Source organism: Conexibacter arvalis (assembly GCF_014199525.1).
Classification (GTDB): Bacteria; Actinomycetota; Thermoleophilia; order Solirubrobacterales; family Solirubrobacteraceae; genus Conexibacter; species Conexibacter arvalis.
The window spans coordinates 1,351,882-1,378,434 of sequence record NZ_JACHNU010000001.1 but is presented as its reverse complement, the minus strand read 5'-3'; the positions used below and the strand labels follow the sequence as shown (position 1 = coordinate 1,378,434).

Here is a 26,553-nt window from a genome sequence, read left to right as displayed (position 1 = left end):
CGGCGGCGCGCCGCTCAGACGACGGCGAACCGCCAGCGGGCGACGACCTCGCCGGCGACCATCCAGCGGACGACGTAGCGGCCGCGCTTGAAGCGCAGCGGCGTGACGGTCGCCGCGCCGGCCGCCCCGCTGGTCGCCTTGAAGCAGGTCCTGACCGCTCTCGCGCCGCGGGCGCCGCGGATCCCGCGGGCGTCTCTCGCGCCTCTCGCGCCGCGCGCGGCCCGCCGCACGACGCAGGTGCGGTAGGTGGTGCCGGCGCGCTCGCGGTCGAGGAAGACCAGGTCGGCGACGGCGCGGCCCGAGGGGCCGGCGGCGAGCTTTCTGACCGGCGTGCGCAGCGCGTCGGTGACCTGGCCGGCGAAGCGGTCGGCGGCGGCCGCGGGCGCGGCCGGGGCCAGCACGGCGAGCGCGGCGGTCAGCGCCGCCGCGCGCACGGCGCTACGACGACGCCGTGCCGCTCTTGGCGGCGGTGTCGCCGCCGCTCTTGGCGGCCGAGGCGCCGTCGGAGGACGGCTTGCCGTCGCCGTTGCTCTTGCTGTCGCTGCTCGTGCCATCGCTGCCGCTCTTGCCCTCACCCGCGCTCTTCAGCTCACGGGCACGCTTCTTCGTGCCGTAGTCGGTGTTATAGAAGCCAGAGCCCTTGAAGTGAACCGCGGGAGCGTGAAGGACGCGCTGGGCGGGCGCGTCGCAGATCTCGCACGCGTCGAGCGGGTCGTCAACCATCCGCTGAAGCGTCTCGAAGGTGTGTCCGTTCTCGCAGCGGTACTCGTAGATCGGCATGGTCCGGGAGAGTATAGGCAGTTGCTTGGCACTCTCGGCGCGAGAGTGCCAAAACGGCTCTCTCAGCGCCGACCGGGCGCGCCCGGCTAGCATCACGGGCCGGATGACGAGCGACATCGTGACCATGGACAAGATCGTCGCGCTCTGCAAGCGGCGCGGCTTCATCTTCCCCTCCTCCGAGATCTACGGCGGAGTCGGGTCGACCTACGACTTCGGCCACTACGGCGTGCTGCTCAAGACGAACGTCAAGAACGAGTGGTGGCGCTCGATGCTGCAGGAGCGCGACGACGTCGTCGCGATCGACTCGGCGATCATCCAGAGCCCCCGCGTGTGGGAGGCGAGCGGCCACCTCGCCGGCTTCAGCGACCCGCTCGTCCAGTGCCTCGGCGAGTGCAAGAGACGGTGGCGGCTCGACCACCTGCAGGAGGCCGCCGTCGAGAACGGCGAGGACCCGGCGCTCGTGCGCTGTCCGACCTGCGGCGGCGAGCTGAGCGAGCCGCGCGCCTTCAACCTGATGTTCGAGACGACCGTCGGCCCCGTCAGAGAGGCCGGCTCGACCGTCTACCTGCGCCCCGAGACGGCCCAGGGCATCTTCATCAACTTCAAGAACGTGCTCCAGTTCGCGCGCAGAAAGCCGCCGTTCGGGATCGCGCAGATCGGCAAGTCGTTCCGCAACGAGATCACGCCCGGCAACTTCATCTTCCGCACGCGCGAGTTCGAGCAGATGGAGATGGAGTTCTTCGTCCCGCCGGCCGAGGCCGACCGCTGGTTCGCCCACTGGCTCGCCGCCCGCGAGCGCTGGTACACCGACCTCGGCATCCGGCCCGACCACCTGCGGCTGCGCCCCCACGAGCAGGACGAGCTGTCGCACTACTCCTCCGGCACGAGCGACGTCGAGTACCTCTTCCCGATCGGCTGGTCGGAGCTGGAGGGGATAGCGAACCGCGGCGACTACGACCTGACGGCGCACAGAAACGCCTCCGGCGAGAAGCTCGAGTACCTCGACCCGGGCACGGGCGAGCGCTACACGCCGCACGTGATCGAGCCGGCCGCCGGCGCCGACCGCGCGACGCTCGCCTTCCTCGTCGACGCCTACGACGAGGAGGAGGTCGAGGGCGAGACGCGCACGGTCCTGCGGCTGCACCCGAAGCTCGCGCCGGTCAAGGTCGCGGTGATGCCGCTGCTGAAGAAGGCCGGCCACCCCGAGGTCGCCAGAGAGATCTTCGACGACCTCCGCCGGCGGATGCAGGCCGAGTACGACGAGGGCGGCTCGATCGGCAAGCGCTACCGCCGCCAGGACGAGATCGGCACGCCGTGGGGCGTGACGGTCGACCACCAGACGCTCGAGGACCGCACCGTCACGCTGCGCGACCGCGACACGCTCGAGCAGGTGCGGATCGCGATCGACGAGCTGGCGCCGGAGCTGGAGCGCCGCCTCGCGGCGCCCTGGACCAGCCCGAAGCTCGCTCCCGCGTCGTAGGGCGCCGGCCGGGTCGCCGCGGGCGGGCGCCATCCCGCCGCGCGCGCGAGCGCAGCCGCGGCGGCGCCCACGACGTTCAGCGGCGGTCGAGCTCGAGCGTCCCGGCGCAGGCGGGCGGAGCGGCGAAGCCGCCAGCGACCGCGCCGATCCAGCGTCGGCACGACGCTCGCCGAGCGCCTCTCGCCGCGGCTGGGCGAGCGCGGCGTCGCCGTGCGCTGTCGGCTACGCCGGGTCGGCGATCAGCGTGCGCGCGGCGGCGACCGCGGCGCCGACGGTCGGGCGCTGGTCGCGGTCGGGCTCGGTCAGGAAGCGCAGCGCCAGCCCGTCGGCGAGCGCCAGCAGGACGCCGGCGACGGCGTCGGGCTCGGCGCCGAGCCGCACCACGCCCTCGTCCTGCTTCGCCTGCAGCGAGGCGGCGAGGTGGCCGCGCATCTGCCGGCACAGCTCGGCCAGCGCGCCGGCGATCTCCTCGTTGCGGCGCGAGAGCGTGAACAGCTCGAACATCAGCGTGACGAGCGCCGAGTCGCCGCGCACGAGGTCGTCGAGGCCGCGCACGAGGCCGTCGATGAAATCGTCCGCGGTGTGGGCGTCCTGGAGCGAGGCGGCGAGGGCCGCGATGCGGATGTCGCAGTCGCGCCGCACGACCTCGACGAGCAGCCGCTCCTTCGTGCCGAAGTAGTAGTGCAGCAGCCCGCGCGAGACGCCGGCCTCGCGCGCGACGTGGTCGAAGGTCGAGCCGGCGGCGCCGCGGGCGGCGACGCTCGCGCGCATCGCGTCGACGATCCGCTTGGCCTTGTCGCTCTCGAGCGCGCGCGTCGGCGCCTCGGCACCGGCGGTGATCGCATCGGCTGCGGACATGCCCCGATCGTAGCTGGCCCGACGGCCAAAGGCCTGCAGAACGCAGAGAGGGCGCCCGACCGGGCGCCCTCTCGGCATCGCGTCGTCGCTGGCGCCGGCTACGCCGCGGGCGGCGTGCCCGGCGAGGTGGTGGAGGTGTACTCGAACTCCTCCTCCTTGCCGAACAGGAGGTCGAGCACCTTCGTGCGCAGGTCCTCGCTGACGGCGAGCGCGATGGCCGCGCCGACGACGAGGAGCATCAGCTTCTTGCCGAAGCCGCCCTTCTTCTTCTTCGGCTTGGGGCCCTCCTTGAGGGCGGCGCCGGCGTCCTTGAGCGCGTCGGCGGCCTTGTTCAGATCCTTCTTCAGCTTCTTGTCCTCGACGAGCGCCTTCGGGCTCTTGCCGTCGGAGGAGATCCGCTCGTAGGCGTCCTTCGCCGCCTCGAAGGCGACGCGGAAGTTGTCGCGGAGGTCTTCGTCGTCGACGAGGCGCTGCACCCACGGGCTCGTCGTCGCAGCCGCCGCGGTCGCCGCCTTCTTCGCCTTCTTGCTGCGTGCTGCCATGCGAGGTGCTCCCTTGGTCCGCTTGCTCTGGTGCGATCCGAGCATACCCCCTGCCCCGCACCGCCACGCTGGCGCTCAGGCGGCCGCAAGCGAGTCGGCCGCGCGGCGCGCCGGACGGCGTCGCGCCGCTCTCGGGGCGAGCGCGATCGCGAGCACCTCCTCGATCCGCGAGACGAAGTGGAAGTCGAGGTCCTTGCGCAGGTGCTCGGGGATGTCGTCGACGTCCTGCGCGTTGAGCGCCGGGGCGATCACGGTGCGGATCCCGCTGCGCTGCGCGGCGAGCGCCTTCTCCTTGAGCCCGCCGATCGGCAGCACCTGGCCGGTCAGCGTGATCTCGCCGGTCATCGCGACGTCGGCCCGGACCGCTCTGCGCGTCAGCAGGGAGACGAGCGCGGTCGCGATCGTGATGCCGGCGCTCGGCCCGTCCTTCGGGATCGCGCCGGCCGGCACGTGGACGTGGACGTCGTGCTCGGCGAACCAGTCGTCCTCGACGCCGAGCGGCGGGTGGCTGCGGACCCACGACAGCGCCGCCTGCGCCGATTCGCGCATCACGTCGCCGAGCTGCCCGGTGATCGTCAGCTTGCCGCCGCCGCTCATCGCCGTCGCCTCGACGAACAGCACGTCGCCGCCGACCGGCGTCCACGCCAGCCCGGTCGCGACGCCGGGCTCGGCGGTGCGTCTGCGCGTCTCGCTGAAGAAGCGCCGCTTGCCGAGCAGCTCGCGCGCTCTCGGGGCGCTGACCGTCTGCCGTCTCGGCGCTCTGCCCTCGGCGACCTGGCGGGCGATCTTGCGGCAGACGGTGCCGATCTCGCGCTCGAGGTTGCGCACGCCGGCCTCGCGCGTGTAGTCGGCGATGATCGCCTTCAGCGCGGCGTCGCTGAAGGCGATCTGCGATCTGCGCAGGCCGTTGCGCTCGATCTGGCGCGGGACGAGGTAGCGGCGCGCGATCTCGAGCTTCTCCTCCTCCGTGTAGCCGGCGAGCTGGATCGTCTCCATGCGGTCGCGCAGCGGCCCCGGGATCGTGTCGAGCGTGTTCGCCGTCGTCACGAACATCACGTCGGAGAGGTCGAACGGCAGGTCGAGGTAGTGGTCGCGGAAGGCCGTGTTCTGCTCGGGGTCGAGCACCTCCAGCATCGCGCTCGCCGGGTCGCCGCGGAAGTCGGAGCCCATCTTGTCGATCTCGTCGATCATGAACAGCGGGTTCTTCGACTCGGCGTCGCGCAGCGCGCGGATGATCACGCCCGGCATCGCCCCGATGTAGGTGCGCCGGTGGCCGCGGATCTCCGACTCGTCGCGGACGCCGCCGACCGAGATCCGCTCGAATCTCCGTCCGAGCGCTCTCGCGATCGAGCGGCCGAGCGAGGTCTTGCCGACGCCGGGCGGGCCGACGAGGCAGAGGATCGACCCGCGCGCGTCCGGCTTGAGCTTGCGCACCGCGAGGAACTCGAGGATGCGGTCCTTCACCTGCTCGATGTCGTAGTGGTCCTCGTCGAGCACGCCGCGCGCGTGTCTGAGATCGAGGTTGTCGACGGTGCGGGCGCTCCACGGCAGCGCCGCGATCCACTCCAGGTATCCGCGGATCACGCCGTGCTCGGCGGAGGCCGGCGGGATCCGCTCCAGCCGCGCCAGCTCGCGGTCGACCTGCTTGCGGACCTCCGGCGGCAGCTCCAGCTCGTCGAGCTGCTCGCGCAGCTCCTCGGCCTCGGCCGCCATCTCGTCACCCTCGCCGAGCTCCTCCTGGATCGCCTTCAGCTGCTGGCGCAGGAAGTACTCGCGCTGGGTTCTGTCGAGCTCGGACTGGACCTGCGACTGGATCTTGGAGCCGAGCGCGACGACCTCCAGCTCGCGCGCGAGGATCTCCGACAGGCGCCGCAGCCGCTTGGCGACGTCGCGCTCCTCCAGCAGCGCCTGCTTCTCCTCGGTTCTGATCCGCAGCGCGCTCGCGATCAGGTGGCTGAGCGCACCCGGGTCGTCGAGGTTGGCGATCGCGACGTGGAGCTCCTCGGGCAGGTAGGGGACCTCCTCGACGATGTTCGAGAAGGTCGCCTGCACGTTGCGCATCAGGGCGACCAGCTCGGGCGTCTCCTCGCCGTTGACGTCCGGCGCCTCCTCGACCTGGGCGACGAGGTAGGGCTCGGTCCGCTCCCAGCCGGCGACGCGTATCCGCTGGGTCGCCTGGACGAGGATCCGCAGCGTGCCGTCGGGCACCTTCAGCATCCGCGCGACGACGCCCGCGACGCCGATCTCGTAGAGGTCGTCGGGGCCCGGCGCCTCCAGCTCCGGCTTGCGGCTGGCGACGAGCGCGATCATGCGGTCGCCGCCGAGCACGTCGTTGACGAGCGCCATGCTGCGCTCCTGGCCGACGGCGAGCGGCACGAGCGTCTCCGGGAAGGTGACGCTGTCGCGCAGCGGCAGGACCGGCAGCGCCGCCGGCAGCGCGCGCTGAGTCGGAACCTCGATCTCGCGGGCCTGCCCGGGCGTGCCGATCTCGATCATGCCGAGCCGCCGTCCGGATCGGGGCCGCGGCGCGGGGTCGGCTTCGACGAGGGGTGTGGCACCTCGATCGGGACGCTGCGGCGCCGCGGCTCGGGCTGCGCGAGCGGCAGCTCGACGCGCAGCAGCCCGTCCTCGTAGATCGCCTTGGCCTCCTCGCCGCGCACCTCGGCGCCGAGCTGCACGACGCGCCGGAAGGGGCCGTGCTCGATCTCGACCTGCTGGTAGACGCGGCCCTCGGCCTCGTTCGGGTGGCGGTGGCCGGAGAGCACCAGCTCGCGCCCCTGGATCTCCAGCGACAGTCTGTCGGCGTCGATCCCCGGCAGCTCGGCGGTCACGACGGCACGAGCCGGGTCGTCGGCGTAGTAGACGTCGACCGCGGGCGAGAAGCCGCCGCGCTTGCGCGGCGCGATGCCCGGCCGTTGGAGCACGTCTCCGAACAGCTCGTCCATCTCTCGCCGCATCCGCTCGAAGTTCGCGAAGAGGTCGCGTTCCGGCGCCATGTGCCGGAATCTACCCATCTGCGCGGCGAGCTGACAGCCGGTGTGATTGGCGCGTCGGCGCGAGCGCGGCTCAGACAGTGTAGACCGCGCCCTCGACGGCGAGCTCGACCGGGCCGCCGAACTCGGCCGCCGCCTGCGCGCGGAAGCGCTCGGCGTGGTCGCCCTGCTCGAAGTGGGTCAGCACCAGCTGCCCGGCGCCGGCGCGGCGGCCGTGGGCGCCCGCCTCGGCGGCGGTGAGGTGGCCGCGCTGGCCGTCCGGCTCCGGGTGCTCGAGCGTCGCCTCGAGCATCAGCAGGTCGGTCCCGCGCGCGAACTCGACGAGCGCGTCGTTGGGGCAGCAGTCGGCGCCGAAGGTGAAGCTCCCCGCTCTGCTGGTGACCTGGACGGCGAAGGTGCGGATGAAGTGCGGGACCTCGTGGAAGCGGATCTGCAGCGGGCCGAGGTCGATCGTCGTCTCCGGCTCGTACTCGATCAGGCAGAAGGCCTGCTCGACCAGCTCCGCGAGCCCCCACGTGCCGGTGACGGCACGGAACGACTCCTGGCCGCCGGGCGGCGCGTACAGCGTCGGGCGCGGGTTGGGGAACTCTCTCGCCCGCGGCGAGTACGACAGCGCGTACGCGTACGGGATCAGGTCGAAGCAGTGGTCGGAGTGGAGATGGGAGACGACGACCGCGTCGACCTCCTCGTAGTCGCGCCGCTCGCGCAGCTTGCCGAAGACGCCGTTGCCGCAGTCGAGCAGCAGACAGCAGTCCTCCTCTTCGACGAGGTAGCCGCTGCATGCGCCGCCCGGGTCTTGCCAGGCCGGCGACTTGCCGAGCACGGTGATCTTCACGCCTGGGGCCTTCCCACCTGGGTGGGACACTCTAGCCGTGCGGCCAGCTCTCGGCGCTCACCTCCCCTCCGGGCCGTTCCCGGAGGGGACGCTCGCGGGGCGCCCGGTCAGGCGTGGAGGGCGGCCTGCTCCTGCGCCGAGGGCATCGCCCAGACGGCATGCGTGCGGCGCTCCTGACGGAACTGGAAGCGCAGCTGGCGGGGCGGGCGCAGGCCGTCGGGATGGGCTGGCCGGAAGGTCGCGCACGGCTCGGCGTCCGCGAGCGCGCAGAGCAGGTTCTGGCGGAAGAAGCAGTCATCGCATCCGACTCTCCGCCCGTTCCCACGACCCTTCGCCATCCTGCCCGTCGACCTCCTTCGCTCGGCCTCTCGACCGCTTGCTGACAACTGGGAGGCGCGCAGTGAAACAAATGCGCGGAGGGGGCTCAACGCCGAATCTCGCAAAACGCAGGAACTTTCTCTTCCGTCGAGGAACTCCTGCAAATCCGCGGAAAAATGCTATGGGGAGAAGGAACTCCCCGCTCTTTGCGGACGTTTCGCGATCGGGCGCCCGTCATGCTTCTCAGACGATGCGAATCCTGATAACGGGCGTCAGCGGATTCGTCGGGTCGCGGCTCGTCCCGCGGCTCCGGCGCGAGGGTCACGAGCTGCGCGGCTTCGCGCGCGACGCGGGCCGTGTCGAGGTCGACGTGCCGCTCGCGCTCGGCGACGCCGTCACCGGCGAGGGGCTCGACGCGGCGCTCGCGGGGATCGACGTCGCCTACTACCTGATCCACTCGATGGAGCCGCCGCCGGAGGGGGCGGACGGGACCGACGCGGGCTTCCCGGCGCGCGAGCTGGCGGCCGCCGAGCGCTTCGCCGACGCCGCACGGGCGGCCGGCGTGCGCCGGATCGTCTACCTTGGCGGCTTCGTGCCGGCCGACGCGCCGCCGTCGCCGCACCTCTCCAGCCGGCTCGCCGTCGAGCGCGTCCTGCTCGACGCCGTCCCCGACGCGATCGCGCTGCGCGCCTCGATCGTGATCGGCGCCCGTTCGCGCTCGTTCCGCTTCCTCGTGCGCCTGATCGAGCGGCTGCCCGTGCTGGCGCTGCCGGCATGGCGCGACCACCGCACCCAGCCGGTCGACGAGCGCGACGTCGTCGAGCTGCTCGCCGCCGCGGCGACCGCGCGGCTGCCGTCCGGCCGCGAGCGCTCGCTCGACGTCGCCGGCCCCGACGTCGTCACCTATCGCGAGCTGATCGAGCGGATCCGCGACCTGCTGATGCTCGACCGCCCGGTGGTCGCGCTCGACCCGCCGGCCCCGCTCAGCGTCACCAGCCGCCTCGCCGCCGCGATCGCCGGCGAGCAGCACGCGCTCGTCGGGCCGCTGATGGCCGGCCTCGGGACCGACCTGCTGCCGCGCGGCGGCGACACGGCCGAGCTGCTCGGCGTCCGCCTCCACCGCCTCGACGCGGCGATCGAGCACGCGCTCGCCGAATGGGAGCGCGACGAGCCGCTGGCGGCGCGGTGAGCCGCGCGCGCCGCCCCGCCGCCTCCGCCGGGCCCGCGCGCCGTCCGCGGCGGGTAGGGTGCCGGCCATGACGGTCGTCCGCTCGGGGATCGAGATCGCCGCCTCGCCGGAGCGCGTGTGGGAGGTCGTGATGGACCCGCGCCGGCTCGCCGACTGGGTGACGATCCACCGCTCGCTCGGCGACGCGCCGGCCCGCCTGCAGCGCGGCTCGACCTTCGAGCAGGTCCTGACCCTGCGCGGCGCCCACCTCCACGTCGAGTGGACGATCGTCGAGATCGACCCGCCGCGGCGCGCCGTCTGGCACGGTCGCGGACCGGTCCACTCGCACGCCTCGATCGTCTACGAGCTGGAGGAGCGCGACGGCGGCGCGGCGACGCGCTTCGACTACGTCAACGAGTTCAAGGCGCCCGGCGGCCCGCTCGGCGCCGTCGCCGGACGCGTGCTCGTCGGCGGCCTCTCCGAGCGGGAGGCGCAGCGGTCGCTGGAGCGGTTGAAGGCGCTGGTGGAGGCTCGCTGACAGTGAGCGGCGGCGGACCGGCGCCGAGGTGAGACGACACGGCGCGATCCGTCAACTTTGAGTGACGCGCGGGCGCCCCGGCAGGCCGACCGCGCCATTTCACGTCAGTGGGTGAACCCGGTGACGCGGCGCCGCGCTAAGATCCGGATCAGCCGGCTGAACCACGCGGTCCGGCCGCTTTTGAACACATAACGTAGGGGGAATTCAGGGGGCTCGCGATGCGGCTCGAGGCCAGCGCGCCGAATCGTGGACGTTTGTGTTTTTCCACCCTCCGCCGAGTCGACAGGAGAAAGGACCGGATACGACGTGGCTGACTTTCTCGATGCAAAGGTGAAGGAGATCGAAGGGCGCCTGAAGGAGCTGCGCCCGCTCCTGGAGGAGTACCACCGCCTGGAGGCGGCCGCCGCCGCGCTCAACGGCGTCGATGGACATGGCACGCGCGGGCGCGGCCGGGGCGCGGGGGCGCGCGCGAACGGGAGCCGGCGCGGCAGGCCGCGCGGCGCGCGCGGCGAGAACACGCGCGCGGCGCAGGCGGTCGAGCTGGTGCGCGCCCGCCCCGGCATCACGATCCCGGAGCTCGCCGAGCACATGGGCATCAAGCCCAACTACCTCTACCGGATCCTCCCCCAGCTCGAGGAGGAGGGCAAGGTCCGGCGCGAGGACAAGGGGTGGCTGCCGGCCTGACGGCCGACGCCCCACGCCGCAGGCCCCGCGGCGCATCGGCGCGCCCCCTCCGCGCCGATGCTCCCTGCCGGCGGCGAGCACGGTCGAGCGGCCCGCCCCGGGGCCGCGTCCGACCGCGACTGCTCCGGCTCAGATCAGGCCGAGCTGCTTGATCGCCTCGCGCTCCTCGACCAGCTCGTTGGCGCTGGCGTCGATGCGGCCGCGCGAGAACTCGTCGATCTCCAGGCCCTGGACGATCTCGTAGGTGCCGTCGCCCTTGCAGACGCACGGGAACGAGCTGATGATGCCCTCCGGCACGCCGTAGGAGCCGTCGGAGGGGACCGACATCGAGACCCAGTCGCCGTCGGGGGTGCCGAGCGCCCAGTCGTGGACGTGGTCGATCGCCGCGTTCGCCGCCGACGCCGCGCTGGAGGCGCCGCGCGCGTCGATGATCGCCGCGCCGCGCTTTGCGACCGTCGGGATGAACTCGTTCTCCAGCCACGCCTGGTCGTTCACCAGCTCGGCGGCGTTCTGACCCTTCACCTTCGTGTGGAAGAGATCGGGGTACTGGCTGGCGGAGTGGTTGCCCCAGATCGTCATGTTGGTGATGTCGCTCACCGCCGTGCCGGTCTTCTTCGCCAGCTGCGCGATCGCGCGGTTGTGGTCGAGACGCGTCATCGCGTGGAAGCGGTCGTTCGGCACGTCGGGCGCGTTGCTGGCCGCGATCAGCGCGTTCGTGTTGGCCGGGTTGCCGACGACGAGCACCTTGATGTCGTCGGCGGCGTGGGCGTTGATCGCCTGGCCCTGCGGCTTGAAGATGCCGCCGTTGGCCTCCAGCAGGTCGGCGCGCTCCATCCCTCTGGAGCGCGGGCGGGCGCCGACCAGCAGCGCGACGCTCGCGCCGTCGAAGGCGACGTTGGCGTCGTCGGTCGCCTCGATGCTGTGGAGCAGCGGGAAGGCGCAGTCGTCGAGCTCCATGATCACGCCCTCGACGGCCTTCAGCGCGGGGGTGATCTCGAGCAGCCGCAGCGAGACCGGCTGGTCGGGGCCGAGCAGCGCGCCGCTGGCGATGCGGAACAGGAGGGCGTAGCCGATCTGGCCGGCGGCGCCGGTGACGGCGACGCGTACGGGGGTCTTCTCGCTCACGGAACGTCGACCTTTCTGCTCGGAGTGTTGGTCATGTCAGAGTCGTCGAAACGGATGGCGGCCCCGGAGGACCGGCGGCGATGCTATCGCCGGGCGGCGGCCGACGCGTCTGCCGGTCAGACAATCGCGCCTCGCCGCGGCGCCCGGCCGTCGCCTCCTCGCCCGCCTCAGTCGAGCCCGTAGAGCGGCGTCAGCTTCCCGCGCAGGTAGTCGGCGAACGGCCGCACGGCGATCGGGCCGCCGACGATCCGCTCGACCAGCTCCTTCGGCGGGAACTTGCGGCCGTGGCGGTGGAGGCGCTCGCCGAGCCAGTCGCGCAGCGGGGCGCCGTCGCCGACCGCCAGCGACGCCTCGAGGTCGGGCAGCTCGGCGCGCGCTCGCTCCCACAGCTGCGCGGCGATCAAATTGCCGAGCGCGTAGGTCGAGAAGTAGCCGATCTCGCCGGCCGCCCAGTGGACGTCCTGCAGCACGCCGCGGGCGTCGTCGGGCACCTCGACGCCGAGGTACTCCCGCATGCGCGCGTTCCACGCCTCCGGCAGGTCGCGCAGCGCCAGCGTGCCGGCGATCATCTCGCGCTCCAGCTCGAAGCGCAGGATGATGTGGAGGCCGTAGGTCGCCTCGTCGGCCTCGACGCGGATCAGCGACGGCTCGACCTTGTTCACGGCGCGGTAGAAGGCCTCGGCGTCGACCGAGCCGAACCGGTCGGGGAAGGCCTCCCGCAGGCGGCCGTGGAGGAAGCCGGCGAACGGCCGGCCGCGGCCGACGACGTTCTCCCACAGGCGGCTCTGGGACTCGTGCAGGCCGAGCGAGGCACCGGAGCCCAGCGGCGTGCGCGCGAGCGACCGCGCGACGCCGGCCTCGTAGAGGCCGTGGCCCATCTCGTGGATCGCGCCGTACAGCGCCGTGCCGACGTAGGAGCGGTCGTAGCGGGTCGTCAGCCGCACGTCGGTCGGGCCGAAGCTGGTCGCGAAGGGATGCTCGGCCTCGTCGAGGCGCCAGCCGTCGGGCGACCAGCCGAGCCGCTCCAGCACCGCGCGCACGACCCGCTGCTGCCCGGCCGGGTCGAAGTCGCCGTGCAGCGGCGCGGCGTCGACGGCGTCGGCGCGCTCGGCGATCGCGGCGATCAGCGGCACCAGCTCGGCGCGCAGGTCGGCGAAGAGGGCGGCGACCTCCGCCGTCTTCATCCCCTCCTCGTAGTCGTCGAGCAGCACGTCGTAGGGATCGTCGAAGCCGTCGTCCTCGAACAGCGCGACGTAGCGCCGCTTCAGCTCGACGTTCTTCTCCAGGTACGGCAGGAACGAGGCGAAGTCCGATCTCTCGCGCGCGAGGACCCATGCCTGGTGGCCGAGCGCGCCCGCGCGCGCGATCTCGACCGCCAGCTCGCCCGGGACCCGCTTCGCCTTCTCGTAGTCGCGCCGCGCGACGCGGATCAGCGCGGCGTCGTCGGAGTCCGGATCGGCGTCGCGCAGACGCTCCTCCTCGCCCTCCAGCTCGCCGAGCAGGCGGCCGATCGCGTCGTCGGTGAAGCGCTCGTGGACGATCCCCGACAGCGTCCCCATCTGCTCGGCGCGGATCTCGTTCGCGCCCGCGGGCATCATCGTCTGCTGGTCCCAGCCGAGCAGCCCCGCGGCGCTGCTGAGGTCGGCGATCTCGGCGAGCCGCTGGCGCAGCTCCGGCAGTGCCTGGGTCATGGGCCTCCTCGGTCGGTTCGCGCGCGCCCGGAGCGCGGCGACGTGCTGTGCCACCATTCCAGCATGTTCGGCCGCTCCGGCTCGATCCAGCTCGCCCGCCTCTTCGGCATCCGCGTTGGGGTCGACTTCAGCTGGTTCGTCGTCCTCTTCATCGTCATCTTCTGGCTCTCCGACGAGTTCCAGCGCTCGCTCGGCGGCACCCAGACGGAGGCGTACGTGACCGCGGTCGTGAGCGCGCTGCTGCTGTTCGGGTCGGTGATCGTCCACGAGCTCGGCCACGCGCTGACCGCCCGCCGCCACGGGATCGAGGTGTCGGGGATCACGCTCTCGCCGCTCGGCGGCTTCGCGATGATGAGCCGCGAGAGCCGCACCCCGCGCGAGGAGCTCGAGGTCGCCGGCGCCGGCCCGCTCGCGACCGCCGCGATCCTCGTGCTGTGCGTGCTGGTCGGGATGGCCGTCTACGGCCCGGGCGCCTTCGTCGACGCCGCCACGCTCCGGAGCGGTCTCGACGACACGACGCCGGTCTCGCTGACGCTCGGCTGGCTGTTCACGATGAACGCGATCGTGCTCGTCTTCAACCTGATCCCGGCCTTCCCGCTCGACGGCGGGCGGATCGCGCGCGGGCTGGTGTGGAAGCTGACCGGCGACCGCGAGCGCGGCTCGCGCGCGGCGGCGCGGCTCGGCCAGGGCTTCGGGATCGTGCTGATGGGCCTCGGCCTCTGGGCGCTGATCGACTTCGACCCCTTCATCGGCATCTGGTGCCTGCTGGTCGGCTTCATGATCAGCGGCTCGGCGCGGGCGCTGCTGGCGCAGACGGTCTTCACCGAGCGCCTCGAGGACGTGCGGGTCGCCGACATCATGGACGAGCAGCCGGTGAGCGTGCCCGAGGCGCTGAGCGCCGACCGCGCGCTCGACGAGTTCTTCCTGCGCTACCGCTGGCCGTGGTTCCCGGTCGTCGACGGGGCCGGCCGCTTCGTCGGCGTCCTGCGCGAGGAGGGCGCCCGCGACGCGATCGAGTCGGGCCGCCCGGTGATTCCCGTCGCCGAGCTGATGGAACGCGACGAGCGCGACGCCTGGCAGATCGACGAGGACCGGTCGCTGCGCGAGCTGCTGGAGGCCGACGGCCTGCGCACGCTCGGCGCGATCATGGCGGTCGACCGCGCCGGAGTGCTGCGCGGCGTCGTGACGGTCGGCCGGCTGCGCCGCGCCGTCCAGGCCGCCGTCGCGACGCGGCCGTAGCGCGACCAGCCGGTTTCCCCGTCACAGGCGACGGCGAAACCCGTTACCACTTTGCGGTGACATCATGTGGCATATGCCACCAACGCCGGACTAGGCTAGCCGCCATGCCAGCTCATGACGTGCTGATCATCGGCGCTGGCCTGGCCGGCCAGCGTGCCGCGCTCGCCGCCGCGCAGGCGGGCGCGTCGGTCGCGATCGTGAGCAAGGTCCATCCCGTGCGCTCCCACTCGGTCGCCGCCGCCGGCGGCATCAACGCGGCGCTCAACCCCGGCGACTCGTGGGAGTCGCACGCCTTCGACACCGTCAAGGGCTCCGACTACCTCGGCGACCAGGACGCGATCGAGATCATGTGCCGCGCGGCGCCCGACGAGATCCTGTGGCTCGAGCACGCCGGCGTCACCTTCCACCGCGACGAGGCCGGCCGGCTCGGCACGCGCGCCTTCGGCGGCGCCTCGGCGGCGCGCACGTACTACGTCGCCGACATCACCGGCCAGGCGATCCTGCACGTGCTCTACGAGCAGCTGATGAAGCACCACGAGCGCGTCGACCGCTTCGAGGAGTGGTTCACGACCGAGCTGGTGCAGGACGACGGCGGCCGCTGCTGCGGGGCGATCGCGCGCGACGTCCGCAGCGGCCACCTCGACGCGTTCCGCGCGAAGGCGGTGGTCCTCGCCTCCGGCGGCGCCGGGCAGGTCTTCCGCCCGACGACCAACGCGCTGATCTGCACCGGCGACGGGATGGCGCAGGCGTACCGGATCGGCGCGCCGCTGATGGACATGGAGATGATCCAGTACCACCCGACGACGCTCGCCGAGAACGGCTTCCTGATCACCGAGGGGGCGCGCGGCGAGGGCGCGCAGCTGTTCAACGCCCGCGGCGAGCGGTTCATGGAGCGGTACGCGCCCAACAAGCTGGAGCTGGCCTCGCGCGACGTCGTCTGCCGCGCCGAGCAGACCGAGATCGACGAGGGGCGGGGCTTCCCGGACGGCACGATCGCGCTCGACATCACGAAGGTGCCGCGCAAGCGCACGCTCGAGGCGCTGCGCGAGATCGTCAACATCGGCCGCGACTTCGCCGGCGTCGACATCACGCGCGAGCCGATCCACATCAAGCCGGGGATGCACTACATCATGGGCGGCGTGCGGGCCGGGACCGACGGCCGCACGCCCGTGCCGGGGCTGTACGCCGTCGGCGAGGTCGCCTGCGTCTCGGTCCACGGCGGCAACCGGCTCGGCGCCAACTCGCTGCTCGACACGCTGATCTTCGGCCGCCGCGCCGGCGAGCACGCCGCCCACCACGCCGTCGGCCTGCCGATGCCGCGGATCGAAGCGGCGCGGCTGCGCGACGCGCAGGCCGAGATCGACGCGCTGGTCGCGCGCGTGCCGGCGCCGGGGTCTCGCCGCATCTCGCACCTGAAGCGCGAGCTGGGCGAGACGATGAACAGATACGTCGCGGTCTACCGCGACGCCGCCGGCCTCGCGACCGCCCACGAGGTCGTGCGGCGGCTGAAGGAGGAGGCGCCGCGGGCGGCGATCGACGATCGCGGCGCGGTCTTCAACCAGGACGTGCTCGCCGCCTTCGAGCTCGGCTACATGCTCGACGTCGCCGAGGCGATCGTGCTCGCCGCCCAGGAGCGGCGCGAGTCGCGCGGCGCCCAGTTCCGCGTCGACTACCCGAGACGCGACGACGCCGGCTGGCTGCACCACATCACGGTCTCGCGCAACGGCCAGGAGGTGCCGCGGACCGGGACCGAACCGGTCGCGATCACGCGCTGGCAACCGCAGGAGAGGACGTACTGATGGCCGACTACACGCTGAGAGTGCGCCGCTTCGACCCCGAGCAGACGAGCGGACCGTACTGGCAGGAGTTCGCGGTCGAGCTGGAGCCGCACCGCTCGGTGCTCGACGCGATCCTGACCGCCAAGGAGGAGCTCGACGGCTCGCTCGGGATCCGCTGCTCCTGCCGCGCCGCGATCTGCGGCTCCTGCGGCGTGCGCGTCAACGGCAGACCGGCGCTCGCGTGCAACACCCACCTGCGCGACGCGACCGACGCCGGCCCCGCCGCCGACGGCTCCACCGCCACCGTGACGGTCGAGCCGATGGGCAACATGCCGGTGCTGAAGGACCTGATCGTCGACATGGACGCGGTCCACTGGAAGAAGATCCACCGCGTCACGCCGTGGCTGCTCAACCGCAGACCGGTGCCCGAGCGGGAGTACGTCGTCCCCCACGAGGACATGGTCGACGTCACGCAGACGATGGCGTGCATCCAGTGCGGCGCCTGCGTCTCGGACTGCCTCTCGATGGAGGTCGACCCCGAGTTCGTCGGCCCGGCCGCCGCGGCGAAGGCATACCGCTTCGTCGGCGACCCGCGCGACGCGGAGCAGCGGCAGCGGCTGCGCGACCTCGCCGAGGACCCCCACGGGATCTACGACTGCACCCACTGCTTCATGTGCATCGACGCCTGCCCGAAGGGGGTCGCGCCGATGAGCCAGATCATGCGGCTGCGGCGGATCTCCGGCAGCGACCACCAGATCGTCGACCGCAACAACGGCGAGCGCCACGAGGAGGCGTTCACGACGCTCGTGCGCGACTACGGCCTGCTGCACGAGGCCGAGCTGCTGCCGCGCTCCTACGGCGGCAACTCGTGGTTCGGCAAGTTCCACCCGGCGGCAGGGCTGGAGCTGGTCGACTCGCTGCCGTCGATCGCGCGGGCGGTCGCGCGCCGCAAGGTCAAGCCGACGCAGGCGCTGCGCGGCCACAGACTGGCGAGAAGAGACCTCGACGCCGTGCACGCGATCTTCGAGCGCGTCGAGGGCGACGCGAGACGACACGAGCTCAACCTGTACCTGTCAGGCGTCGAGGAGGAGGCTCCGGCACCATGAGGGTCGCCTACTGGCCGGGCTGCGTCAGCCGCGGCTTCACCCCCGAGCTGCACGGCTCGATGGAGGCGGTCGCGCCGCTGCTCGGCCTCGAGCTGGTCCCGCTCGACCGCGCCGCCTGCTGCGGTGCCGGCGTGATCGCCGAGCACAACCAGGAGCTGGCCGACACGCTCAACGCGCGCACCTTCGCGCTCGCCCAGCAGGTCGACGGCGCCGAGCTGATGATGAACATCTGCTCGACCTGCCAGGGGGCCCAGAGCGAATGCCAGGAGCGGCTCGACGCCAATTCGGCCTACCGCGCGCGGGTCAACGCGACGCTCGACGACGCCGAGCCCGGGCTCCGCTACGAGAAGGGGCTGACGAACAAGAACCTGCTGTGGCTGCTGGTCGAGGAGCTCGGGCTCGACGCGCTGCGGGCGAAGGTGCGCCGGCCGCTGACCAACCTGCGCGTCGGGCCGTTCTACGGCTGCTACATCGTGCGCCCGCGGGCGCGCCTCGGCATCGACGCCGAGCACCCGCGCGACCGCTACCTGCACCAGGTGATCGAAACGCTCGGCGGCACCGTGATCGACTACGCCGGCACGTACAAGTGCTGCGGCTTTCCGATCGTGACGATGAACAAGACGGCGTCGCTGCGGCAGGCCGGCACCCACCTCGGCGACGCGACCGACGCGGAGGCCGACTGCCTCGTCGTCCCCTGCCCCCTCTGCCACCTCAACCTCGACCTGCAGCAGCCGCAGGCGGCCAAGGTCGTCGGCCGGCCGCTGGCGATGCCGGTCCTGCACCTCCCGCAGCTGCTCGGCCTCGCACTGGGCCTGGAGCCGAAGCAGCTCGGGATGTCCAAGCACGTCGTCAAGCCGACCGCGGTGATCGACTGGTCGGCGGCGGTCGTCGCCGCGCCCGCGCCGGCCTGAGCGGCCGGCGCGGCGGGGTTCCGCGACGGGTCGCCGCGCCTACGCGGCGGGGGCGCCGCTGCCGATCAGGCCGCGCTCGTGCAGCAGCTCGACGAGCTGGACGGCGTTGAGCGCCGCGCCCTTGCGCAGGTTGTCGGCGACGACCCACATGTCGAGCGCCTTGTCGTTGCCCGGGTCGCGGCGGATCCGGCCGACGAAGACGTCGTCCTGGCCGGAGGCGTCGATCGCGAGCGGGTAGCGGTTCGCGTCGGGTTCGTCGAGCACCGTCACGCCGGGGGCGCTGCGCAGCAGCTCGCGCGCCGCCTCGGGCGACAGCGGCTCGCGCGTCTCGACGTTGACCGCCTCCGAGTGGCCGTTGACGACCGGCACGCGCACGCAGGTCGCGCTGATCCGGATCGACGGGTCGCCAAGGATCTTGCGCGTCTCGTTGATGAGCTTGCGCTCCTCGTCGGTGTGGTCGTCGCCCGGCGCGAAGTTGCCGGCATGGGGCAGCGCGTTGAAGGCGATCTGGTGCTTGTAGGCCTGCGGCGCCGGGACCGTCCCGCCGTCGACGATCGCCTTCGCCTGACCGAGCAGCTCGTCGACGCCGACCTTGCCGGTGCCCGAGACGGCCTGGTAGGTCGAGATCACGAGCCGCTCGATCCCAGCCGCGTCGTGGATCGGCTTGAGCGCGACCATCAGCTGCATCGTCGAGCAGTTGGGGTTGGCGACGATGCCGCGGTGGCCGTCGAGCGCATCCGGGTTGACCTCGGAGACGACCAGCGGCACGTCCTCCTGCATCCGCCACTTCGACGAATTGTCGACCACGACCGCGCCGGCCGCGGCGAACTTCGGCGCCCATTCGCCGGAGGTGGAGCCGCCGGCCGAGAAGATCGCGACGTCGAAGCCCTTGATCGTCTCGTCGGTCAGCGGCTGGACGGTCAGGCCGCCGTCGAGCACCTTGCCGGCCGAGCGCGCCGAGGCGAACGGGACGATCTCGGCGGCCGGGAAGCCGCGCTCTCTCAGCAGCTCCAGCATGACGGTGCCGACCTGCCCGGTCGCGCCGACGACGGCGACGCGGTAGCCCGAGCTCATCGAGTCACCTCCACAGGCGAGAAGGAGCCGCAGGCGAGTTCTCGCGGCGATGAGCAAGGCCGCAGGCCGCAGCTCATCGAGTCACCTCCACAGGCGAGAAGGAGCCGCAGGCGAGTTCTCGCGGCGATGAGCAAGGCCGCAGGCCGCAGCTCATCGCGCCTGCTCCCCGATCGGAGCCTCGGCGACGATGCCGTCGGCGCCGAGCTCGAAGGCGCCGTGCAGCGCCCTGACGGCGGTCGGCACCTGGCCGGCGGCGATCACGCACGAGATCTTGATCGGCGAGGTCGAGATCATCTCGATGTTGATCCGCTCCTCGGCGAGCACCTGGAAGACCTTCGCGGCGACGCCGGGATGGGACTTCATGCCGGCGCCGATGATCGAGACCTTGCCCATCTCCGGGACGGCGTCGATCGACTCGACGCCGAGCTCGGCGGCGATCGGCTGCAGCGCCTCCTGGGCGGCGCGCAGGTCGCCGCGCGGGACGGTGAACGAGACCTCGGCCTTGCGGCCCTCCTCGAGCGGCTCGTTCTGGATGATCATGTCGACGTTGCAGTTGGCGTCGGCCAGCGCGGAGAAGATCTTGGCGGCGGCGCCCGGCTCGTCCGGGACGCCGACGAGCGACAGACGGGCCTCGTCTGTCGAGTGGGCGACGGCGGTGATGAGGGGGTGCTCCATGGTCTCCTGCTCTCCGACGACAAAGGTACCGGTGGAGTCGTCGAAGCTCGACCGGCAGTGGATGCGGACGCCGTGGTTGCGCGCGTACTCGACCGACCGCAGCTGGAGGACCTTCGCGCCCGAGGAGGCCATCTCCAGCATCTCCTCGAACGAGACGACGTCGAGCTTCCGCGCGTCGGAGACGATCCGCGGGTCGGCGCTGAAGACGCCGGGCACGTCGGTGTAGATCTCGCAGACGTCGGCGCCGACGGCGGCGGCGAGCGCGACCGCGGTCGTGTCGGAGCCGCCGCGGCCGAGCGTCGTCACGTCCTGGGCGGTCGAGACGCCCTGGAAGCCGGCGACGAGCACGATCAGGCCCTCGTCGAGCGCGGTCTTGATGCGCTCGGCCCTCACGTCGAGGATCCGCGCCTTCGTGTGGGAGGTGTCGGTCACGATGCCGGCCTGCGAGCCGGTCAGCGAGATCGCCCTGTGGCCGAGGTCGTTGATCGCCATCGCGCACAGCGCGCACGAGATCCGCTCGCCCGTCGACAGCAGCATGTCCATCTCGCGCGGGTCGGGATTGTCCGACATCTCGGCGGCGAGGCCGACCAGCTCGTCGGTCGTCTTCCCGCGCGCCGACAGCACGGCGACGACGTTGTTGCCCTCCTCGCGCGCGGCGACGATCCGCCGCGCGGCGCGCTTGAGCCGTTCGGCGTCGGCGACGGAGGTCCCGCCGAACTTCATGACCACGGTTCCTGACACGGGTCTAGGGTAACCGGCTACGACAGCGCGCGGCGGCCTGCAAGCGCACGGCCGAGCGTCAGCTCGTCGGCGTACTCCAGGTCGGCGCCGACCGGCAGGCCGCTCGCCAGGCGCGTGACGGTCACCTGCGGAGCCTTCTCGCGCAGCTGCTCGGCGATGTGGAGCGCGGTCGCCTCGCCGGTCGTCGTCGGGTTGGTCGCGAGCACGACCTCGCGGATCGGATCGCGTCCCTCCTCCGGCTCGCCGGTGACGCGTCGGTACAGCTCGGCGATCCGCAGATCCTCGGGGTCGACCCCGTCGATCGGCGACAGCGCGCCGCCGAGGACGTGGTAGCGGCCGTGGAACTCGTGGGTGCGCTCGATCGGGATGATGTCGGAGGGCTCCTCGACGACGCAGACGACGGCGGCGTCGCGGCGCTCGTCGGAGCAGATCCGGCAGCGGGGGCCGTCGGCGAGGTTGAAGCAGACCTCGCACAGCCCGATCCGCGACTTCACCTCGCGGATCGCGTCGGCGAGCGCGAGCGCGTCCTCCTCGGAGGCGCGCAGCAGGTGGAAGGCGAGCCGCTGCGCCGTGCGCCCGCCGATGCCCGGCAGCTTGCCGAGCTCGGTGATCAGCCGCTGGACGGGTGGCGCGAAGGTGGACATCGGCGGTGCGCGCTCGCTCCGGTCGTCGGTGCTCGCCTAGAAGCCGGGGAGCCCCAGGCCGCCGAGGCCGCCCGGGCCGCCGAGGCCGCCGGTGACGCTGCCGAGTCTTCTCTCGGCCATCTCCTGGGCGCTGCGGATCGCCTCGTTGACGGCGACGAGGATCGTGTCCTGCAGCATGTCGACGTCCTCGGGGTCGACCGCCTCGGGATCGATCGTGATCGACTTGACGTCGAGGTCGCCGCTGATCTTCACCGTCACCATGCCGCCGCCCGCGGTCGCCTCGACGACCTCGTCCTTGAGTCTCTCCTGCGCGGCCATCATGTCGGCCTGCATTCTCTGGACCTGCTTGAGCATCTTCTGCATGTTCGGCTGGGGCATCAGGCGCCGCCTTCCTCGTCGTCTTCGTCGATCAGCTCCTCGGCGTCGAACTCTGCCACGAAGCGGGAGACCAGTTCCTCGTCGGTCAGCGCGACCGGCGCCGCGCCGGAGGCCGCCGGCTCCTCGGCGACGACCTCGCGCAGCTCGTAGACCGGCTTCAGCGCGACGCCGCCGAGCTCGCGCAGCGCCTGCGCGACCAGCCGCCTGCACTCCTCGCCCTCGGCCTTGCGCTTGAAGAAGGCGGCGCTCGGCGGGAAGGCGAGGACGGCCTCGGTCGCGGTCGCGTCGACCGGACGCGCCTCGCCGAGCGCGGCGGCGAGCATCGCGTTCTCGGAGCGAACCGCGTCTATGACGGCCGGCCACAGCTCGCGCAGCCCCTGCGCGTCGAGCGTGCCGCCGGCCGGCGCGAACGCCGGCTCGGGCGCCGGCGGCGCGGGCTCGACGGCGGGCGGCGGCGCGGGCACGGCCGGCTGCTCGACCGCCGGCGCGGGCGGCGCCGGCGGCTCGACGGCGGCCGGCATCGGAGCGGCGGCCGCGGGCTGCTCGAACGCGGAAGGCGCCGGAGCGACGGCGGGCGGCTCGGCGACGGCCTGCGCGCCCTGCGGCGCGTGCTGGGCGACGGCCGCGGCGGTCGTCGGCGCCGGCAGCCCGTTCGCGGCCGGCGCGGGCGGCGGCGCGATCGGCTCGACGGGGCGGGCGGCGGCGGTCGCCGGCGGCGGCCCGCCGACGTCGCCCGACGGCGACGTCTCCTGGACGGGCGGCGCAGCAGCGGGCGCAGACGGCTCGTGCGCCGCCTGCGGCGGTGCGGGCTGCGCGGGCGCGGCGGCAGGCGACTGCGACGCGGGCGCGGCGGCGTGCGGCTGCGGCGCGGCCGGCTGGGCCGGGGCGGCCGGCTGCGCGGGCGCGGCGGCGTGCGGCTGCGGCGCGGCCGGCTGGGCGGGGGCGGCGGACTGCGCGGGCGCGGCGGCGTGCGGCTGCGGCGCGGCCGGCTGGGCCGGGGCGGCCGGCTGGGCCGGAGCCGCGGCCGGGCGGCCGGCGGCGAGCTGCTGCTCGAGGCGGTCGATGCGGGCGAGCAGGGCGCGCGTGGAGGGGTCGATCTCGGGGGCCGCCGCCTTCACCAGCGCAAGCTCCAGCTGGATCCGCGCCTGCGCGCCGTTGGCGAGCGCGTCGAGCGCGTCGGAGAGCAGGTCGAGCAGGCGCACGACGTCCTGGCGGCCGAGCTGCGCCGCCTGCGCCGCCAGCCGCTCGTCGCGCTCGGGCGTCAGCCGCAGCTCCGCGGGCACCTCGCCGAGCACCTGGACGGCGAGCAGCTCGCGCGCATGCGCCTCCAGCTCGCGCACCAGCCCGCCGGCGTCGCGGCCGGAGTCGACCAGCCGCGCCACCGCCAGCAGCGCCGCGCGCGCATCGTGCGCGGCGACCGCGTCGACGGCGCCGAAGAGCGCCTCCGCGTCGGCGACGCCGAGCACGGCGAGCACGTCCTCGACCGTGATCTCCGGGCGGCCGTCGGCGGTCGCGCCGCCGTAGGTCGTCAGCTGCTCGAGCGTGCCGAGCGCGTCGCGGAACGAGCCGGTCGCGTGGCGGGCGACGAGCGCGAGCGCCTGGTCGGGGATCTCGATCCCCTCCTTGTCCGCGACGCGGCGCAGGACGCCGGCGATCTCCTCGACGTTCGGGCGCGTGAAGTCGAAGCGGTGGCAGCGGTCGACGACCGTCGGCAGGACCTTGTTGGCCTCGGTCGTCGCGAGCACGAAGATCGTGTGCGGCGGCGGCTCCTCGAGCGTCTTCAGGAAGGCGTTCCAGGCCGCCGACGAGAGCATGTGCGCCTCGTCCAGGATGTAGACCTTGCTGCGCCCGGAGACCGGCGCGTAGGCGACCTTGTCGCGCAGCTCGCGGATGTCGTCGACGGAGTTGTTCGACGCCGCATCCATCTCGATCACGTCGAGCGAGGTCGCGTTCGCGATCGAGACGCACGACTCGCAGACGCCGCAAGGCGAGGTCGTCGGGCCCTGCTCGCAGTTGAGGCAGGCGGCGAGGATCTTCGCCATCGAGGTCTTGCCGGTCCCGCGCGTGCCGACGAACAGGTACGCGTGGTGGACCTTGTCACGCTCGACCGCGTTGCGCAGCGTGCGGACGACGTGGGTCTGTCCCACCACGTCGGCGAAGGTGCGCGGACGGTGGCGACGGTAGAGCGAGGGGCCGGCGGACACGGGACGTCTCAGTCTACCCACGGGTACGGCGCGGAAGGGGCCGCCCCTCGCCGTATGCTTGCGCCGTGCCGGAGCGCCTCCGAGAGGGTGGGATCGTGCTCGTGCCCGCCCTGGCGGCGGTCGCGTTGCTCGTCTGGTGGACCGCCGACGAGGGCGGCTACCTGCTGACGACCTGGGGCCCGTCGTCGCTCGTCGTGCTCGGCCTGCTGGCCGCGACCGTCGTCGGCATCGGCTTCGACCGGCTGCGGCTGACGCGCGCGGGAGCGATCGCGCTCGGCGCCCTGACCGCCTACACCGCCTGGTCGTACCTCTCGATCGCGTGGTCGGCGTCGCCGGGCGACGCGCTCGACGGCAGCAACCGCACGCTCCTCTACCTGCTGGCGTTCGCGCTGTTCGCGCTGCTGCCGTGGCGCGAGTGGACGGCGCTCGCCGCGCTGACCGTCTTCGCGCTCGCGCTCGGTGTGATCGCCGTCGTCCTGCTGGCGCGGCTCGGCTCGGCCGACGCGGTCCCGTCGATGTTCAACGGCGGCCGCCTGGAGACGCCGCTCGGCTACGTCAACGCGACCGCCGCCGCCTTCTTCGTCGGGACGACGCTCTCGATCGCGCTGGCCGCCCGCCGCGAGCTGCCGGCCGTCGTCCGCGGACTGCTGCTGGCCGGCGCGACCGCGGGGCTGTTCGTCTCGGTCCTCGCCGAGAGCCGCGGCTGGCTGTTCGCGCTGCCGATCGTGCTCGCCGTCGCCGTCGCGCTGATCCCGGGACGGCTGCGGCTGGCGCTCTGGACGCTGCCGGTCGCCGTGCTCGGCGCCGCCGCGCTGCGCCCGCTGCTCGACGTCTTCGAGCGCCGGGACGAGGCCGGCCTCGAGTCGCCGGAGGCGGCGAGGCAGGCGCTGATCGACGCCGCCGCCCACGCCGGGAGCGTCGCGCTCCCGCTCGTCGCCGTCGCGCTCGCCGTCGGCGTCGGCCTGGCGCTGCTCGACCGTCGCGTCGCGGTCCCGGCGCAGGTCTCCCGGCGCGCGGGGAGGGCCGCCGCGGCGCTGACGGCGCTTGCGCTGGTCGGCGGCGTCGTCGTCGGCTTCGCCGCCACCGACGGCCGCCCGGACCGCAAGATCGCCGACTACTGGGATCGGTCGCAGGGCTACGAGCAGGCCGAGGTCGGCTCGTCGCGCTTCGGCTCGGTCGGCAGCAACCGGCCCGACTTCTGGAAGGTCTCGCTGAGCGCCTTCGCCGACCGTCCGATCGGCGGCCTCGGCCAGGACAACTGGGGCGACTACTACCTGCGCGAGCGCGACAGCACCGAGCAGCCGCGCTGGACCCACAGCCTCCAGCTGCGCCTGCTCGCGCACACCGGCGCCGTCGGCTTCCTGCTGATCGCCGCCTTCCTCGCCGCCGTCGTCGCGGCGGCGCTGCGGGGACGCGGCGGCCGCGGCCGATCGCCGGTCGCGTCCCCCTCCCCGCTCGCGCAGGCGCTCGCCGCGATCGCGCTGCTGCCGCTCGTCGTCTGGTTCGTGCACGGCTCGATCGACTGGTTCTGGGAGGTCCCCGCGCTGAGCGGGTCGGCGTTCGCCTTCGCCGGCCTCGCGACCGCGCTCTCGCGCGGCCCCGCCCCGGCCCGCGCGTCCGTGGTCGCCGGCGGGACGCGCCCGTCGGAGACCTCCCCCGTCGGGCCCCCGTCGGAGGCCTCTCCCGCCGGCGCTCCTCCGGCCGCGGAGGGCGCCGCGGTGCCACCCGCTCCGGGCGCGAGACCGGCCGCGGCCGCGCGCCAGAGCTGGCGGCCGCTGCTGGCGGTGGCAGCCGGCGGGGTGGGGCTGCTCGCCGCGTTGGCGCTCGCGCTGCCGTGGCTCGCCGAGCGCGACACGATCGCGGCGGCGCAGAGCTGGCACGAGGACCCGGCCGGCGCGCTGAGCCGCCTCAACCGCGCCGCCGACCTCAACCCGCTGAGCGCCAGAGCCGACCTGACCGCCGGCGTGATCGCGCTCGAGCTGAACGGCCCCGAGCTCGCCAGGCTGCGCTTCGACCGCGCGATCGAGCGCGATCCCGACGACTGGTTCGGCCACTTCGGACGGGGCCTCGCCGAGTCGGCGCTCGGCGATGCCGCGGCGGCTCGCGCCGACTACGTCGAGGCCCGCCGCCTGAGCCCCCACGACCCGCTCGTGCGGGAGGCGCTGCGCCGTGTCGACGGCCGCAGACCGCTGTCTGCGGCGACGGCGTTCGCCCGCCTGCGCGAGCACGTCGACGAGCTGACCGGCTGACGCGAACAGCGCCGAAACCGCGTAGGCGCCAGGTATGAGCGACCGCACGCCGGTTGTGGGTCCGGCCTGTTGATGCTACTTTGAGGCGCAATTCGCCACTATTGCTCGTGATAATCAGGTTTGAGGCGCTTTCGGGGCGTTTCGAGCCGGCCAGTACAAGGATGGGAAGGATTGGTTCGATGAAGCGACTCGCCTTGCTTTTGGCTGTGGTCGCAGTTGCTTGCTTCTCGGGGGCGCCCGCTTATGGACAGAGCGCCGTCGGTGACGCATACGGCGGCAACGGTGGCGGCATTCTCGGCACGGTCAACAACGGCGGTGGCGGCAACGGCGGCGGTGGCAACGGCGGCGGCAACGTCCCCGTCTCGGCGCCCGCCCCGGCCGCTCAGGTGCAGGTCGCGTCGGAGAGCGGCTCGCTTCCGTTCACCGGCCTCGACCTCGGCCTGCTTGCCGTCGGCGGCATCGTGCTCGTCGGCGTCGGCGTGGGCCTGCGGCGCTTCGCGCGGCCGCTCAGCTAGCCCAACGCCGAAGGACGCACCGGCATA

Annotated in this window: 25 protein-coding genes; 10 read left to right on the top strand and 15 right to left on the bottom strand. The window is 73.0% G+C overall.

From position 1 onward, the window contains the following. Positions 1–14: 14 nt before the first annotated feature. Positions 15–434 (bottom strand): hypothetical protein, encoded by a 420-nt coding sequence (locus BDZ31_RS06420; protein ID WP_183340102.1) that lies wholly within the window; start codon positions 432–434, stop codon positions 15–17. A gap of 4 nt (positions 435–438) precedes the next feature. Next, a complete protein-coding gene (locus BDZ31_RS06415) occupies positions 439–780 on the bottom strand; it encodes an FmdB family zinc ribbon protein (RefSeq protein ID WP_183340100.1) in 342 nt (113 codons plus the stop codon). Between the two features lie 124 nt (positions 781–904). Here BDZ31_RS06415 and BDZ31_RS06410 point away from each other — a divergent pair, with 124 nt between their 5' ends. Continuing rightward, entirely contained in the window at positions 905–2,260 is a 1,356-nt protein-coding gene (locus BDZ31_RS06410) for a glycine--tRNA ligase (protein WP_246344448.1), read from the top strand. Between the two features lie 222 nt (positions 2,261–2,482). Here the strand turns inward: BDZ31_RS06410 and BDZ31_RS06405 are convergent, their stop codons facing one another. The 6 genes from BDZ31_RS06405 to BDZ31_RS06380 all read right to left on the bottom strand — a co-directional run bounded on the left by BDZ31_RS06405 (position 2,483) and on the right by BDZ31_RS06380 (position 7,826). Then, a complete protein-coding gene (locus BDZ31_RS06405) occupies positions 2,483–3,118 on the bottom strand; it encodes a TetR/AcrR family transcriptional regulator (protein WP_183340098.1) in 636 nt (211 codons plus the stop codon). Between the two features lie 98 nt (positions 3,119–3,216). Then, entirely contained in the window at positions 3,217–3,660 is a 444-nt protein-coding gene (locus tag BDZ31_RS06400; protein WP_183340097.1) for a hypothetical protein, read from the bottom strand. A 75-nt stretch (positions 3,661–3,735) separates the two neighbouring features. Continuing rightward, positions 3,736–6,156 (bottom strand): endopeptidase La, encoded by a 2,421-nt coding sequence (gene lon, locus BDZ31_RS06395; protein WP_183340095.1) that lies wholly within the window; start codon positions 6,154–6,156, stop codon positions 3,736–3,738. Next, a complete protein-coding gene (locus BDZ31_RS06390; RefSeq protein ID WP_183340093.1) occupies positions 6,153–6,656 on the bottom strand; it encodes an Hsp20/alpha crystallin family protein in 504 nt (167 codons plus the stop codon). The genes lon and BDZ31_RS06390 overlap by 4 nt, the downstream gene beginning before the upstream one ends. A gap of 70 nt (positions 6,657–6,726) precedes the next feature. Next, entirely contained in the window at positions 6,727–7,488 is a 762-nt protein-coding gene (locus BDZ31_RS06385) for an MBL fold metallo-hydrolase (RefSeq protein ID WP_183340091.1), read from the bottom strand. A 107-nt stretch (positions 7,489–7,595) separates the two neighbouring features. After that, entirely contained in the window at positions 7,596–7,826 is a 231-nt protein-coding gene (locus BDZ31_RS06380) for a hypothetical protein (protein ID WP_183340089.1), read from the bottom strand. A 230-nt stretch (positions 7,827–8,056) separates the two neighbouring features. Between BDZ31_RS06380 and BDZ31_RS06375 the strand changes: the two genes are divergently transcribed. From BDZ31_RS06375 to BDZ31_RS25850, 3 genes are all read left to right on the top strand, one after another. Then, positions 8,057–8,995, top strand: coding sequence for an NAD(P)H-binding protein (locus BDZ31_RS06375; protein WP_183340087.1), 939 nt, complete (start codon positions 8,057–8,059; stop codon positions 8,993–8,995). A gap of 67 nt (positions 8,996–9,062) precedes the next feature. Next, positions 9,063–9,512 carry an SRPBCC family protein gene (locus BDZ31_RS06370; protein WP_183340085.1) on the top strand — a complete coding sequence of 150 codons (450 nt, stop codon included), beginning with the start codon at positions 9,063–9,065 and terminating at the stop codon, positions 9,510–9,512. A gap of 306 nt (positions 9,513–9,818) precedes the next feature. Continuing rightward, positions 9,819–10,196 (top strand): winged helix-turn-helix transcriptional regulator, encoded by a 378-nt coding sequence (locus BDZ31_RS25850; RefSeq protein WP_183340084.1) that lies wholly within the window; start codon positions 9,819–9,821, stop codon positions 10,194–10,196. A gap of 129 nt (positions 10,197–10,325) precedes the next feature. Here BDZ31_RS25850 and BDZ31_RS06360 read toward each other — a convergent pair whose 3' ends face one another. Beyond that, positions 10,326–11,321, bottom strand: a complete 996-nt coding sequence (locus BDZ31_RS06360) for a malate dehydrogenase (protein ID WP_183340082.1) — start codon at positions 11,319–11,321, stop codon at positions 10,326–10,328. A gap of 167 nt (positions 11,322–11,488) precedes the next feature. Next, positions 11,489–13,012: a carboxypeptidase M32 gene (locus tag BDZ31_RS06355; RefSeq protein ID WP_183340080.1), complete on the bottom strand. Its 1,524-nt coding sequence runs from the start codon at positions 13,010–13,012 to the stop codon at positions 11,489–11,491. Positions 13,013–13,075: 63 nt separating this feature from the next. Here BDZ31_RS06355 and BDZ31_RS06350 point away from each other — a divergent pair, with 63 nt between their 5' ends. The 4 genes from BDZ31_RS06350 to BDZ31_RS06335 all read left to right on the top strand — a co-directional run bounded on the left by BDZ31_RS06350 (position 13,076) and on the right by BDZ31_RS06335 (position 18,046). Then, a complete protein-coding gene (locus tag BDZ31_RS06350; RefSeq protein ID WP_183340078.1) occupies positions 13,076–14,251 on the top strand; it encodes a site-2 protease family protein in 1,176 nt (391 codons plus the stop codon). 104 nt (positions 14,252–14,355) lie between these two features. Then, positions 14,356–16,050 (top strand): FAD-binding protein, encoded by a 1,695-nt coding sequence (locus BDZ31_RS06345; protein ID WP_183340076.1) that lies wholly within the window; start codon positions 14,356–14,358, stop codon positions 16,048–16,050. After that, entirely contained in the window at positions 16,050–17,135 is a 1,086-nt protein-coding gene (locus BDZ31_RS06340) for a succinate dehydrogenase/fumarate reductase iron-sulfur subunit (RefSeq protein ID WP_183340074.1), read from the top strand. The genes BDZ31_RS06345 and BDZ31_RS06340 overlap by 1 nt, the downstream gene beginning before the upstream one ends. Beyond that, on the top strand, positions 17,132–18,046 hold the full coding sequence (locus tag BDZ31_RS06335) for a CoB--CoM heterodisulfide reductase iron-sulfur subunit B family protein (protein WP_183340072.1): 915 nt from the start codon (positions 17,132–17,134) through the stop codon (positions 18,044–18,046). Before BDZ31_RS06340 ends, BDZ31_RS06335 begins: the two co-directional genes overlap by 4 nt. Positions 18,047–18,085: 39 nt before the next feature. On the opposite strand, the gene BDZ31_RS06330 is transcribed toward BDZ31_RS06335, so the two are convergent. From BDZ31_RS06330 to dnaX, 5 genes are all read right to left on the bottom strand, one after another. Then, positions 18,086–19,120, bottom strand: a complete 1,035-nt coding sequence (locus BDZ31_RS06330; RefSeq protein ID WP_183340070.1) for an aspartate-semialdehyde dehydrogenase — start codon at positions 19,118–19,120, stop codon at positions 18,086–18,088. Between the two features lie 150 nt (positions 19,121–19,270). Continuing rightward, the gene (locus BDZ31_RS06325) at positions 19,271–20,518 is read right to left on the bottom strand and encodes an aspartate kinase (protein ID WP_183341036.1); all 1,248 of its coding nucleotides are present in this window, start codon (positions 20,516–20,518) and stop codon (positions 19,271–19,273) included. A 35-nt stretch (positions 20,519–20,553) separates the two neighbouring features. Beyond that, entirely contained in the window at positions 20,554–21,180 is a 627-nt protein-coding gene (gene recR / locus BDZ31_RS06320; protein ID WP_183340062.1) for a recombination mediator RecR, read from the bottom strand. A 36-nt stretch (positions 21,181–21,216) separates the two neighbouring features. Then, positions 21,217–21,558, bottom strand: a complete 342-nt coding sequence (locus BDZ31_RS06315; protein ID WP_183340060.1) for a YbaB/EbfC family nucleoid-associated protein — start codon at positions 21,556–21,558, stop codon at positions 21,217–21,219. After that, complete coding sequence (gene dnaX / locus BDZ31_RS06310; protein WP_183340058.1) at positions 21,558–23,762, bottom strand: DNA polymerase III subunit gamma/tau; 2,205 nt, start codon at positions 23,760–23,762, stop codon at positions 21,558–21,560. The genes BDZ31_RS06315 and dnaX overlap by 1 nt, the downstream gene beginning before the upstream one ends. Positions 23,763–23,857: 95 nt before the next feature. Here dnaX and BDZ31_RS06305 point away from each other — a divergent pair, with 95 nt between their 5' ends. After that, the gene (locus BDZ31_RS06305) at positions 23,858–26,011 is read left to right on the top strand and encodes an O-antigen ligase family protein (RefSeq protein WP_183340056.1); all 2,154 of its coding nucleotides are present in this window, start codon (positions 23,858–23,860) and stop codon (positions 26,009–26,011) included. A 179-nt stretch (positions 26,012–26,190) separates the two neighbouring features. Beyond that, on the top strand, positions 26,191–26,526 hold the full coding sequence (locus BDZ31_RS06300) for a hypothetical protein (RefSeq protein ID WP_183340055.1): 336 nt from the start codon (positions 26,191–26,193) through the stop codon (positions 26,524–26,526). Positions 26,527–26,553 lie beyond the last annotated feature (27 nt).

Excerpts from the sequence above, each read along its gene's own strand:
- BDZ31_RS06415 (WP_183340100.1), bottom strand. The coding sequence starts at position 780 with ATGCCGATCTACGAGTACCGCTGCGAGAACGGACACACCTTCGAGACG.
- BDZ31_RS06410 (WP_246344448.1), top strand. The coding sequence starts at position 905 with ATGGACAAGATCGTCGCGCTCTGCAAGCGGCGCGGCTTCATCTTCCCC.
- BDZ31_RS06405 (WP_183340098.1), bottom strand. The coding sequence starts at position 3,118 with ATGTCCGCAGCCGATGCGATCACCGCCGGTGCCGAGGCGCCGACGCGC.
- BDZ31_RS06400 (WP_183340097.1), bottom strand. The coding sequence starts at position 3,660 with ATGGCAGCACGCAGCAAGAAGGCGAAGAAGGCGGCGACCGCGGCGGCT.
- lon (WP_183340095.1), bottom strand. The coding sequence starts at position 6,156 with ATGATCGAGATCGGCACGCCCGGGCAGGCCCGCGAGATCGAGGTTCCG.
- BDZ31_RS06390 (WP_183340093.1), bottom strand. The coding sequence starts at position 6,656 with ATGGCGCCGGAACGCGACCTCTTCGCGAACTTCGAGCGGATGCGGCGA.
- BDZ31_RS06380 (WP_183340089.1), bottom strand. The coding sequence starts at position 7,826 with ATGGCGAAGGGTCGTGGGAACGGGCGGAGAGTCGGATGCGATGACTGC.
- BDZ31_RS06375 (WP_183340087.1), top strand. The coding sequence starts at position 8,057 with ATGCGAATCCTGATAACGGGCGTCAGCGGATTCGTCGGGTCGCGGCTC.
- BDZ31_RS06370 (WP_183340085.1), top strand. The coding sequence starts at position 9,063 with ATGACGGTCGTCCGCTCGGGGATCGAGATCGCCGCCTCGCCGGAGCGC.
- BDZ31_RS06355 (WP_183340080.1), bottom strand. The coding sequence starts at position 13,012 with ATGACCCAGGCACTGCCGGAGCTGCGCCAGCGGCTCGCCGAGATCGCC.
- BDZ31_RS06350 (WP_183340078.1), top strand. The coding sequence starts at position 13,076 with ATGTTCGGCCGCTCCGGCTCGATCCAGCTCGCCCGCCTCTTCGGCATC.
- BDZ31_RS06345 (WP_183340076.1), top strand. The coding sequence starts at position 14,356 with ATGCCAGCTCATGACGTGCTGATCATCGGCGCTGGCCTGGCCGGCCAG.
- BDZ31_RS06340 (WP_183340074.1), top strand. The coding sequence starts at position 16,050 with ATGGCCGACTACACGCTGAGAGTGCGCCGCTTCGACCCCGAGCAGACG.
- BDZ31_RS06335 (WP_183340072.1), top strand. The coding sequence starts at position 17,132 with ATGAGGGTCGCCTACTGGCCGGGCTGCGTCAGCCGCGGCTTCACCCCC.
- BDZ31_RS06330 (WP_183340070.1), bottom strand. The coding sequence starts at position 19,120 with ATGAGCTCGGGCTACCGCGTCGCCGTCGTCGGCGCGACCGGGCAGGTC.
- BDZ31_RS06325 (WP_183341036.1), bottom strand. The coding sequence starts at position 20,518 with ATGAAGTTCGGCGGGACCTCCGTCGCCGACGCCGAACGGCTCAAGCGC.
- recR (WP_183340062.1), bottom strand. The coding sequence starts at position 21,180 with ATGTCCACCTTCGCGCCACCCGTCCAGCGGCTGATCACCGAGCTCGGC.
- BDZ31_RS06315 (WP_183340060.1), bottom strand. The coding sequence starts at position 21,558 with ATGCCCCAGCCGAACATGCAGAAGATGCTCAAGCAGGTCCAGAGAATG.
- BDZ31_RS06300 (WP_183340055.1), top strand. The coding sequence starts at position 26,191 with ATGAAGCGACTCGCCTTGCTTTTGGCTGTGGTCGCAGTTGCTTGCTTC.